This window comes from Lysobacter sp. Soil_N_51 (assembly GCF_057655755.1).
Genome location: NZ_JBDGLR010000004.1, coordinates 381,509 through 394,255 on the forward strand (window position 1 = coordinate 381,509; position 12,747 = coordinate 394,255).

At 69.6% G+C, this 12,747-nt stretch carries 3 protein-coding genes; all 3 read right to left on the bottom strand.

The window, feature by feature from the left end; translation table 11 throughout:
* Positions 1 to 18: 18 nt before the first annotated feature.
* The gene (cysK, locus tag AC3A4T_RS09055) at positions 19 to 942 is read right to left on the bottom strand and encodes a cysteine synthase A (protein WP_487675079.1); all 924 of its coding nucleotides are present in this window, start codon (positions 940 to 942) and stop codon (positions 19 to 21) included.
* A 35-nt stretch (positions 943 to 977) separates the two neighbouring features.
* A complete protein-coding gene (locus AC3A4T_RS09060) occupies positions 978 to 1,727 on the bottom strand; it encodes a thiol:disulfide interchange protein DsbA/DsbL (protein WP_487675080.1) in 750 nt (249 codons plus the stop codon).
* Between the two features lie 61 nt (positions 1,728 to 1,788).
* Complete coding sequence (locus tag AC3A4T_RS09065) at positions 1,789 to 12,732, bottom strand: amino acid adenylation domain-containing protein (protein WP_487675081.1); 10,944 nt, start codon at positions 12,730 to 12,732, stop codon at positions 1,789 to 1,791.
* Between the last annotated feature and the right edge of the window lie 15 nt (positions 12,733 to 12,747).

Here is a 12,747-nt window from a genome sequence, read left to right on the forward strand (position 1 = left end):
GATCGGCGCGGCGCCGACTCAGGCGTCGACGCTGTCGAACAACGAGGTGGACAGATAACGTTCGCCGGTATCGGGCAGGATGGTCAGCACGGCGCTGCCGGCCGGCGCCTGCGCTGCGATTCTTCGCGCCGCGACGAACGCCGCGCCCGAAGAAATGCCGCAGCACAGGCCTTCCTGGCGCGCGAGTTCGCGCGCGGCCTCGCGCGCTTCGTCTTCCTCCACGGCCACGGTCCGGTCGACCACTTCGGGCGTCATCACCGCGGGCATGAAGTTGGGCGCCCAGCCGGCGATCTCGTGCGCGGTCCACGGGTGGCCGGCGAGCACGCGCGCGCGCGCCGGTTCGGCCGCCGCCACCTGCACGTCGGTACGCGCGGCCTTCAGCGCCGCCCCTACTCCGCTCAAGGTGCCGCCGCTGCCCCAGCCCGATACGAACCAGTCCAACCGTCGCTGCGCGAACGCCTGCAGGATCTCGCGCGCGGTGCTGTCGCGGTGGCAGGCCGGATTGGCCGGATTGGCGTACTGATCGGCGAAGTACGCGCCGCTGCGCTCGGCGTATTCGCGCGCCGCGCGGCTGCGGCCCATCGCGCCTTCGGCCGCGGGCGTCAGCACGACTTCAGCGCCGTACGCGCGCATCAGGCGCCGCCGCTCGACCGAGTAGTTGTCACTGATGAAGGCCACGAAACGATAACCGCGCACCGCGCAGGCCATCGCCAGGGCGACGCCGGCGTTGCCGGAGGTCGCCTCGACCACGGCCTGGCCCGGACGCAGCGCGCCGCGCGCGATCGCGTCGTCGAGGATCGAGGCCGCGATCCGGTCCTTGATCGAACCGCTGGGATTGCGCGCCTCCACCTTGACGTAGATGTCGACGCCGGCCGGCGCGAGCCGGTTGATCCTGACGATCGGCGTGCGTCCCACGGTGTCCAGGATTGAGTCGTATAGCAAGGGCGTCTCCTCGTTGCGTCCGTGCGGATCGGCGTTCAACGCTTCGCGCGCGCGGCGCGCTCGACCCCGATCAGGTAGTCGACCGTGGTCAGCAGGGCTTCCGGCGCCGCGCCGGGCTTCGGCGCCAGCTTGTACTTGCCGGCCACGATGATCGTCGGCGTGCTGTCGACCTCGGCGGCGATCGCGTAGGACCTCGCCCATTGCACGCGTTCGTCGGTTTTCTTGCTGGCATACGCGCCGGCGAAGCGCGCGCGGTCCACGCCGAGGCGCGCGTAAGCGTCGCTGATCTGATCGGGACTGTCGCCGGTCAGGGTCTGCTCGACATGCACGGCGCGGTAGATCGCCGCGTGGGTCTTGTCCGCGACGCCCAGTTGCGCGGCCGCGTAATAGGCCTTGGCGCCGGCATCGAAAGCGCCGCCGAACACCGCCGGCACATACTGGAAGCGCACGTCGCGCGGCAGCTTGTGGCGCCAGGCTTGCATCGCCGGATCGAACTTCGCGCAGGCGCCGCAGGCATAGCTGAACACCTGCACGACTTCGATGCCAGGGCCTGGCGAGGCCTGCGCGGGTTTGGTCAGGATCGTGTAGTCGACTCCGGCCACGGGCACGGCTTGCCGCGCCGGCGCGACGCTGCTGAAGGCGATCAACGCGATGGCCATGACCCAGGCGATCGCGCCACGCGGGCGCGCGCGCCGGGTCGATGGTGCCGTCCTGGTCGCGCGGCCGCCGGCCCCGCCCTCGCCTGCTTCGCCGTTGCCTGCTTGTTCAATGACTGCGTGCTTCATGCTGTCTTCCTCGATGAATGAATGTCCGATCGTGCGTGTCTTGGTCGGCGCGGATCGCGGCTCATGTCACGCCGTCCTCCTCGTCCAGCAGCGCCAGCAACTCGTCGCGCGACAGTCCGTCGAGGCTGTCGCTCAAGGCCTGCGCTTCGCTGCCCATATAGGTCTGGAACTGCATATCGACCACCGTCTCGGCCATGGCCTTGAGCACCGGCGAGCGCATCAGCACGTCGATGGTCAGTTCGATCGCGAACATTTCGCGCATCCGCAGCGACAACTGGACCAGCAGCAACGAGTGCCCGCCCAAGGCGAAGAAGTGATCGTGGCGGCCGACTTGGTCGACGCCCAGCAGTTCCGTCCATAGCTGCGACAGCGCCTGCTCAACGTCGCCTTCGGGTGCTTCGTACGTTTGCCGCGCATGCGCGTCGCCTTCCGGCGCCGGCAATGCCGCGCGATCCAGCTTGCCGTTCGGCGTCAGCGGCCATTGGTCTACGCGCACGTAGGCCGACGGCAGCATGTACTCGGGCACGCGCGATTGCAGTTGGCTCCGCAATGCCGATGCGTCGACCGCGGCGCCCTGCCAGTACGCCACCAAGGTCCGCTCCGATCCCGCTTCACCGCGCGCCACCACCACCGCGTCGCGTACGCCTTCGCAGGCCTGCAACGCCGCCTCGATCTCGCCCAGCTCGATCCGGTAACCGCGAATCTTCACCTGGAAATCGTTGCGGCCCAGGAACTCCATCGTCCCGTCCGCCCAGAAACGCGCCCGGTCGCCGGTCTTGTACATGCGTTCGCCGGATACGAACGGATCGGGCACGAACCGTTCGGCGGTCAATTCCTCGCGGTTCCAATAGCCCTCGGCCAGGCAGTCGCCAGCGATGTACAGATCGCCCGGCACGCCGATCGGACTGGGCTCGCCGCGCGCATCGAGCACGTAATAGCGCGCGTTCCAGATCGGGCGGCCGTACGGAATGCTCTTCCAGTTCGGCTCGACCCGATCGATGCGGTGGTAGTTCGACCACACCGTCGCCTCGGTCGCGCCGCCCAGCGCCACCACTTCGCAACGCGGGAAGGCGCGCCGGACCGCATCGGGCAGGTCCAGGCCGATCCAGTCGCCGCTGAAGAACGCCAGTCGCAGATCGCGCGATACCTCTTCCGTCAGCGAACTCACCAATCCCGCGAACACCGCGGGCGCCGAGTCCCAGAACGTGATCCCGCTGCGCAGTAGTCCGATCAACCGCGCCGGATCGCGCACCTCTTCGGAACGCGCCACATGCACGCTGCCGCCGCTCCACAGCACGCCGAACAGGTCGTACACCGACAGATCGAAACTCAACGAGGTGGTGAACAGCACCCGGTCCGACGGTCCCATCGCGAAGGTCGATTCCGCCCAGGCGAACAGGTTCGCCGCCGCCGCATGCTTGACCATTACGCCCTTCGGTCGGCCGGTCGAGCCTGAGGTGTAGATCACATACGCCAAGGCTTGCGCGTCGATACCGATGCCTTGCGACGACGGATTCCACACCGGCTGGTTCGACCACGGTTCGGCTTCGTCGACGCAAAGCACCCGCGCCGCCGATAAGCCTTCATGTTGCGACACAGACCGCTGCGACAACACCATCCGCGGCGAGCAGTCCTCCAATGTCTCGCGCAGTCGCTGCACCGGATGCGCAGGATCCAGCGGCACGTAGGCCGCGCCCGCCTTCGCCACCGCCAGCACCGCCGCGACCATCCACGGACCGCGTTCGAGCAGGATGCCGACCCGGTCGCCGGCCTGCACGCCGTCGGCGAGCAGCCCGTGGGCGATCCGGTTCGCGCGTTCGTTCAGCGCCTCGTAACTCCAGCGATCCTCCCCGCACAACACCGCCAGCGCCTGCGGACATGCGCGCACTTGGCGCTCGAAGCCGGCATGCATGACCTCGCACGCGTACGCGTGATCGGTCGCGTTCCAGTCCACGGTCAAACGCTTGCGCTCGCTCGCGGACAAGGCCGATGTCGACTGCCACGCCGCGTCGGCGTCGTCGGCGACCATCGCGAGCACGCGCAGGTAGGCGTCGGCCATGCGCATCAACTGATCGCGGCCGAAACGGCTGCGATCGGCATCGAACGCCAGCGAGAGGCCATCGCCCGCACCGGAGAACGTCGTGGTCAGGCCGAAGCCGGTGGATTCGACCGTATCGACATCGTTCGCGGTCATCGGCACCGCGCGATCGCGCACGGCGTCGTGGATGACCTGGTGGGCGTGGAAATGCACGTAGTTGAACACCGCGTCCAGGCGCGCCCGCTGCGCGTGCTCGGACACGATGCGGAAATACGGATAGCGACGATGTTCGGCCAGCCGGTTTTCCTCGTCGAACACCGCCTGGATCCGTTGCCTCCAACTGCCCGGCGCCGCGCTCATCCGCAGCGGCAAGGTGTTGAGGAACAGACCGAGCGTGCGCTCGCCGCCGTCGGTTTCCGGACGGGTATTGCACACCACGCCGGTCATCGGCGCCTGCGTATCCGCGAACAGACCGATCACGTGCAGGTGCGCGGCCAGCAGCACCGAGCGCAGCGGCACGCCCAGTTCGGACGCAAGCGCCGCCAGCCGCGCCGCCACCGGTGCAGGCACCGCGACGGTCGGGTTGCGCACGTCGGATTGCGGCCACGCACCCGGCAGATCCGGCAGGATCGTGGCTTCGGCGTCGGCGAGATAACCCGACCAGAACTCGGCGTGGCGCGCGGCGCCGAGCGCCTGGCGTTCGAGCCAGGCGGCCGCCTTCGGCGGGACCGTCGGTGGCAGCGGCGCCGGCACGTCCATGCCAAGCGCACGAAAGTATTCGGCGAATATTTCGCTTTGCATCAGCGCCACGCTCCAACCGTCGAGGATCGCGTGATGGAACGCGATCGTCAGCTGGATCCGGGTTTCGTCGCAGCGGTGAACGAAGAACGCCAACAGCGGCGCCTTGCGCAGTTCCCACGGCCGCGCCTGCTGCTCGGCCAGGAACGCGAGCACAGCGGCGCGCTGTGCGTCCGCTTCGAGGCCGCGCAGATCGCTGCAGCTCAGAGCGATCCGCGCCGCCGCATGCACGCACTGCCTCACCGTGCCGTCGCGACGCAGTTCGAAGCCGCTGCGCAGCGAAGGGTGGCGCAGCGCGACCGCATCGAGCGCGACGCGCATGGCCGCTTCGTCCCATCGCGGCAGATCGATGCGGTACGAGAACACATCGTGGTACACGCCGCGGGCGCCGCCGTACTCGCCGTGGAAGATCATCCCGCGTTGCAGCAGGGTCGCGTCCCACGCGTCTTCCACGCCGTCGGGCAGTTCGTCGTCGATCGATTCGTCGACCGCGCCCTCGTCCAGCGCGAGCCAGTCCGGCACATCTTCGGCCTCGACGCTTGCGGCGTTCGATCCGAGCGCCTGCGCCAATGCATCCACGGTCGGATGCCGGAACAGGTCGACGACCGCGAAGCCGAAACCGCGCCGCCTGCCCTCGGCCACGACCGCGATACTGCGGATCGAATCGCCGCCGAGTTCGAAGAAGTTGTCGTCGATACCGATGCGTTCGAGCGGCAGTTGCAGCGCCCGCGCCCAGACTTCGGCCAGCGCCTGCCGTAGCGGATCGGTCGGCGCGCGATAGCGGCGGTGTAATGCAGCCTCGGCATCGGGCGTCGGCAACGCGCCGCGATCGAGCTTGCCGCTCGGCGTCAGCGGCCAGTGGCTCACGCGCACGAACGCGGACGGCACCATGTACGACGGCAACGCCGCGATCAGCGCCGCGCGCAGCGACTCGGCCGCGACGTCCGTATCCGCGGTTTCAAAATAAGCCACCAGCCGGCGTTCGCCCTCGCCGCCCTCACGCGCTTCGACCACGGCCTCGCGGACGCCATCGAGCCCACGCAAGGCTGCCTCGATCTCGCCCAGTTCGATGCGGTGACCGCGGATCTTCACCTGGAAGTCGTTGCGGCCCAGGTAGTCCAGGCCGCCGTCGGCGCGCCGCCGCGCGAGGTCGCCGGTGCGGTACAGACGGTCGCCGACGACGAAGGGATTGGCGACAAAGCGCTGCTGGGTCAACTCGGGCCGATGCAGGTAACCACGCGCCACGCCAGCGCCGCCGACATACAGTTCGCCCGGGACGCCGGCCGGCGCCGGTTCACCGGCCGCGTCGAGCACGTACAGACGCAGGTGCGGCAAGGCCCGGCCGATGGGACTGCCATGGCCGTGCTCGATCGCATCGCGCTGCAGGCGCAGATAGCTCGCATGCACGGTGATTTCGGTGATGCCGTACATGTTGACCAGCGCCACCCGCTCCGGCGGATGGCGCTCGATCCACGGCCGCAGCATGCGCGGATCCAGAGCCTCGCCGCCGAACACCACGGCGCGCAGCGCCGGCAACGGCGTATCGCCGGCGCCGGCGGCGATCAGTTGCCGGAACGCGCTCGGCGTCTGGCTGAGCATGCTGACCCGCTCGCGCGCCAGCAAGGCCAGGAAATCCTCCGGCGAACGCGTGCATTCCCACGGCACCACGATCGCGCAGCCGCCGTACAGCAACGCGCCCCACAGCTCCCATACGGAGAAATCGAAGGCGAAGGAATGGAACACACTCCACACGTCGTCGGGGCCGAAGCCGAACGATGCCTCGGTGGCGGCGAACAGCGCCGCGACCTGGCGATGTTCGACCATGACCCCCTTGGGCTGGCCGGTAGAGCCGGAGGTGTAGATCACGTAGGCCAGATGATCAGGACGCAACGCCACCTGCGGCGCATGCGACTTCGCACTTTCGGCGGTGGCTTCCACTTCCAGTACCGCGACACCTTCCACGCCCAGTCGCGCGGCGGCGCCACCGGCGCTCACCACCGCGACCGGCGCGGCATCTTCCAGCATCTGCAGCACGCGTTCGCGCGGATAGCCCGGATCCAGCGGCACGTAGCCGCCGCCGGCCTTGAGGATGCCCAGCAAGCCGACCACCAGTTCGATCCCGCGCTCGGCGCACAGGCCCACGCGGGTGTCGGGCACCACGCCCAGCTCGATCAATGCATGCGCGACGCGGTTGGATGCGGCTTCCAGTTGCGCGTAGCTCAACCGCGCTTCGCCGCTGCGCAGCGCCACCGCGTCGGGCGTGCGCGCTACCTGCGCCTGGAACAGATCCACCAGCGTCTGCCGCGGCTGCTCAGTCGAAGCGCCGCCGCTTTCCTGCAGCAGTCGCGCGCGTTCGTCCTCGTCCAGCAAGGCCAGCGACGAGACCGTGGCCTCGGGCGACCGCGCCATGCCGTCCAGCAAACGCTCCAGCCACCGCGACCATCGCGCCACGGTGTCGGCGTCGAACAGATCGCTGGAATACTCGATCGCGCCGCTCAGCGCCTGCCCTTCTTCCCGCAAGGTCAGGCTCAGGTCGAACTGGGTCGCGCCGTGCGAGACCGCATAAGCTTCAACCTCCAATCCGGGCAAGGCCAGCGTCCGCTCCGGCGTGTTGTCCAGGCTCAGCAGGGTCTGGAACACCGGGCTGTGGCTCAGGCTGCGCTGCGGATGCAATGCCTCGACCACGCGTTCGAACGGCACGTCCTGGCGTTCGTGACCTTCCAGCACCTTCGCCCTGGCTTGCTCCAGCAACGAGGCCACGGTCGCGGTGTCCTCCACCCGCAACCGCAACGCCAGGGTGTTGACGAAGAAACCGATCAGCCCTTCCAGTTCCACTCGCGGCCGATTCGCCACCGGCGAACCCACCACCACCTCGTCCTGCCCGCTCAGTCGCGACAACAGCGCGCTCCAGCCCGCCAGCAGCACGGTGTAAAGCGTCGTGCCGTGCGCTCGCGCCAGCGCGTGCAGTCGCTGGGTCAGGTCCGCGTCGAGACGCAAAGGCAGACGACCGCCGCGATAACTTTGCAGCGACGGTCGCGGACGATCGGTCGGCAACGCGAGCAATTCCGGCGCGCCGCGCAGTTGCTCGCACCACGCCTGCACGTGATCGTCGCTGTCGGCCTGCGACAGGCGCGCTCGTTGCCACGCCGCATAGTCGGCGTATTGCAGCGGCAAGGCCGGCAGCGGGTCGGGCCGATCCTGCGCATACGCGGCGTACAGCGCGCCCAGTTCGCGCACCAGCACGCCCTGCGACCAGCCGTCGGACACGATGTGGTGCTGCACCAGCACCAGCACGTGTTCGTCGGCCTGCAAACGCAGCAGCAGCGCGCGCACCGGCGGCTGCGCCGACAGGTCGAACGGTGTCGACGACCAAGCCCTGCAGGCCTGAGACAGCGCCGCTTCGCGCTGCGGCTCCGGCACTGCGTGCAGATCTTGTCGCTCCAATGTCAGTCCGTTCTCCGCCCGTATCACTTGCACCGGGCCGTCCTCGCCGTGCTCGAACACCGTGCGCAGCGACTCGTGCCGCTCGACGATCCGATCGAGCGCCCGGGTCAGCGCGGCTTCGTCCAACGCGCCGCGCAGACGCACGCCCGCCGCGATGTGATACGCCGCGCCGGCCGCCGCATCCAGCTGATCCAGAAACCATAACCGCTGCTGCGACCACGACAGCGGCAACGGCAAACCGCGATCCGCCAACGGCAACGCGCCCGGCTGCGCGCCGCGCATCGCGCCCCATACCGCCCGCGCCATGCCCGCCAGGGTCGGCGCGGCCAGCAGGGCTTGCAGCGAGGGTTCGACCCCGAAGTCGCGCTGCACGCGCGCGATCAGTTGCAACGCCATCAGCGAATGCCCGCCGATGGCGAAGAAGTCGGCATCGTCGTCGGCGTCGCGCCCGAACAAGTCCCGCCAGATGACCCGCATGCGCGCCGTCACCGCTTCGAACTCGCCGCTGCCCGCAGCCGGGTATACCGCGTCGGCGAACGTCGGCGTGGGCTCCGCGACGACGGCCCGTGCCCCGGGCGTCAGCAGCAATTGACGCCCGCCGAATCCGAGCACGGCATCGAATGCGTCGGCGATCGCGCGCGCATCCGGCATATGGTCAGCGCCCTGCGCCGCCGCCATGCCGATGCCCGCCCACGGCCCCCAGTTGACAGAGACGATGCGTCGCCCGCGCCGCGATCGCTTCTGCGCATACGCGTCCAGGTAAGCGCCAGCCGCGCAATAGCCCACTTGCCCGGGAACCGGTCGCAGCGCATTGATCGACGAACACAGCACGATGCGCGCCGGCGCGTCGCCGAGCGCGGCGTCGAGCGCGCGCAAGCCCGCGGTCTTGGGTTCGAGCACCGGTACCAGACGCGCGCGATCGGTATGCCGGATCAGGCCCTCGCCCGCAGCGCCGGCCGCGTGCAGGACCAGATCGATGGCGCCGTGCGAGGCCACCGCATCGGCGACGGCGGCGCGCAGTGCGTCCGCGTCGGCGAGATCGGCGCGGATCAGACGGATCTCGGCGCCGCGCTCGCGCAACGCGTCCAGTCGCGACTCGATATCGCCGCGCTCGTGCCGCGCCAGCAGCGTCAGCCGCGGATTCGCCACGCGCGCGCTCAGGTACTCGGCGAACGCCAGGCCGATGCCGCCGGTGCCGCCGAGGATCAGACAGTGGCCGCGGTCGCGCAGCGCCGCCACGCCAGTGGCCGGATCGATCGCGCGCGGATCGATCGCATGCATATCGGCCTCGGCCAGATCGGGCACCCACGCATGCGCTCCACGCAAAGCGACGACGGAATGCGCCCGCTGCGCGGCGGCGTTCGCGCCTACCGCGCCGATACCGAGCAACGCCGTCGCCAGCAACAGCGGATCGGCCGGCGCATGGCCGTCATGCGTTCCGCCTTCCGCATCCAGCCAGCGCCAGACGATGCGCGGATGCTCCAGCGGCGCGACCCGGCAGACGCCGGCCACCAATACCTGCGCGGGATCGTCGTGCTCGCGTCCGTCGACCGACTGCGCCGCCACCGTCAGCGCGTCGACGCTGCAGCCTGGGCCGGCGTACGCATCGAGGGCGCGCGCCAGCGCGATCGGCGCGTGCACACACAGCCGCTCGGCGTATGCGCCGTCGCTGTCGCGGGCCGACATCGGCCAGGCGTAGACGATTCGGGACGGCACCGCGCCGCTGGTGCCGAGTCTGGCGATCAACTTGGCCAGCGCTTCGGGTTGCGCCGGATCGAGCGCGAAGCCGTCCGATCGCGCCTCCACGCCCGTAATGTCCGGGACCGCTTCGACCAAGCGCACGCGCCAGCCCTGCGTGCGCAGATGTGCGAGCGTCGCGAGATCGCCGCCGCCCGGATCGGCGAACCACAGGACGTCCTGCGGCGAACTCATCGGCCATTCGGCCGGCGGCCGCGGCAGCCGGCGCCAGCCGGGAATCGAGGCCACGGCTGCGACGCTGCCGGCTTCGACACCATCGGCCGCGATAGCGCCGGATTGCGCGGATGGTTGGGCAACGACGTTATCGCTACGAGCTTCGATCACCGACGGCGGCAACGCCTCGACCCAATGCCGCTCTTCGGCGAAGGGATACGTGGGCACCGGCACGCGGCGTTGCGGCGCCTCCGGCACCGCCCGGCGCCAATCGATCTTGTGCCCGCGCGCCCATAGCGCCGCGAGCGTCGCGCGCAGCGCCGCCAACGGGTACTGGTCGTTCGCCGACAAGGTCTGGAAACTCCGCGACGATACGCCGGCGGCTTGCGCGAACGCGCCCAGCGCCGCGCCCGGCCCCACTTCCACCACCGCGGTCTCGCCCAGCGACGCCAAGGTGCGCAGGCCATCGTGAAAACGCACGGCATGACGCATATGCGTCACCCAGTAATCGACCGACGTCGCCCGCTCGGCGCTGATCCATCCGCCATCGACATTGGAAACATACGGACGTTGCGGCGCCGACAGCGGCGTCTGCGCGACGGCATCGGCGAAGCGCTGCAGGATCGGCTCCAGCATCGCGCTATGGAATGCATGCGACACGCTGAGGCCGCGGCAGGCGATGCCGGCCGCCGCCAGCGCTTCGGCCTGCGCGCGAATAAAGTCGATCGGTCCGGCCAGGGTGCATTGGCGCGCGCCGTTCACTGCGGCGATCTCCACCTGCGGCAGCAGCAGATCGCGCAGGCTGGCTTCGTCCGCCATCGCCGCGAGCATGGCGCCGGCCGGCAATTGCGCGATCAATCGGCCGCGCAGCGCGACCAGACGCAGCGCATCGTCGCGCACGATCACCCCGGCCAGGCAGGCCGCGACGTATTCGCCCATGCTGTGGCCGAGCATGGCGCTTGGGCGCAGGCCGAAGGATTCCAGCAGCCGCGCCAGCGCATAGCCGACCACGAACAACGCGGGCTGGGTCAGCTCGGTCGCCTCCAGCCGCGCTGCATGTTCGGGCTCCAGCAACAGCGGTCGCAGATCGAGACCGAGTTGCGGCTCGAGCACGCGCGCGCACGCGTCCACGTCGTCGCGAAAGCCGCGATAGGCCGCGTATAGCGCCGCAGCCATGGCCGCGAACTGGCTGCCCTGGCCGGGAAACAGGAATACCAGCGCCGGTGCGTTATCGGCGTCGTGCACACCGGCGCCGTCCAGGCGTTCGATCGCGTCCGGCGCATCGGCGGCGGCGATTGCCGTGCGGTAGCGCAATGCCTTGCGGCCCGCGCGCGTGGTGTGGGCGATCGCGGCGTAATCGTCGCCCGCGTCGGCGAGCCGGCGCCGCATCGCGTTCACCAGCGACGTCAATGCGGCGGGCGTGCGCGCGGACAACAGCAGCGGCTGCGCCTGCCGCGGCGCGCTCACTGCGGCGAGCGCGGGCGGCGATTCCAGCAGCACATGCGCGTTGGTGCCGCCGATACCGAACGAGCTGACCCCGGCGCGGCGCACGCCGTCACGTAGCGGCCAGGGTTCGCGCGCGGTCGGAAAACGGAACGGGCTACCTGCTGTATCGATATGCGGATTGAGCTGGCGCAGATGCGGATTCGGCGGCAGTTCGCCGCGGCCGACCGCGAGCGCGGCCTTGACCAGTCCGGCGATGCCGGCCGCCGCGTCGAGATGGCCGATGTTGGCCTTCAACGCGCCGACCGCGCAGTACGCGGCCGGCGCATCGCCGAACGCCGATTTCAGCGCGGCGAATTCGATCGGATCGCCCAACGCGGTGCCGGTGCCGTGCGCTTCCACATAGCCGATGGTGTCCGGCTGCACCCCGGCGACCGCCATCGCCTCGCGCACGACCGCCGCCTGCCCTTCGACGCTGGGCGCGGTGAATCCGGTCTTGTCGTCGCCGTCGTTGTTGACCGCGCTGCCGATGATGACGGCATGGATGCGGTCGCCGTCGGCCAATGCCTGCGCCAACGGCTTCAACAGCACCGCCGCGACGCCGTCGCCGGACACAGTTCCGCTCGCATCGGCATCGAACGGCCGGCAGCGCCCGTCCGACGAGAGGATGCCGCCGTCCACATGCCGATAGCCGCGCGGTTCCAGGGTCCGCACCGACACGCCGCCGGCCAGCGCCATGTCGCATTCGCCCGCCAGCAGCGCCTGACAGGCCAGATGCACGGCAACCAGCGAACTGGAACACGCGGTCTGCACCGTCACCGCCGGTCCCTGCAGCCCGAGCTTGTACGCGGTGCGGGTGGCGAGATAGTCCTTCTCGTTGCCGATCGAAAGCGCCATCGGCCCCATCGATTGCATCAGCTCCGGTCGCTGCGCCAGGCGCTCGAGAAAATAGGCGTTGGTCGAAGCGCTGGCATAGACGCCCACCGTGCCCATCCGCGATCCGGGTCCGTAGCCCGCATGCTCCATCGCGGTCCATGCGGTCTGCAGAAACAAACGCTGCTGCGGATCGGTGGCGCGCGCTTCGGGCGCCGTCATCGCGAAGAATTCGGCATCGAACGATTCGATTCCGTCCAGCGCGCCGGCGCGGCGGACATAGCGCGGGTCGGTCAGGTCCGACTGCGGCACGCCGGCCGCGCGCAGGCTCGCGTCGTCGAAATCGCGGACCGATTCGACCCCGGCGACGAGGTTCGCCCAGAACGATTCCAGATCGCCCGCGCCGGGAAACCGTCCGGCCATGCCGACGATCGCGATCGCGGCCTCGTGGCCCTCGCGCGGCGTGGACGAATCGGAGTTGCCTGTTGCTTTGCTCATTGCGTGTTCCTTGCG

What these genes read in the sequence shown, in the direction of transcription:
- AC3A4T_RS09060 (WP_487675080.1), bottom strand. Translation starts at nt 1,727, where the DNA reads ATGAAGCACGCAGTCATTGAACAAGCAGGCAACGGCGAAGCAGGCGAG.
- AC3A4T_RS09065 (WP_487675081.1), bottom strand. Translation starts at nt 12,732, where the DNA reads ATGAGCAAAGCAACAGGCAACTCCGATTCGTCCACGCCGCGCGAGGGC.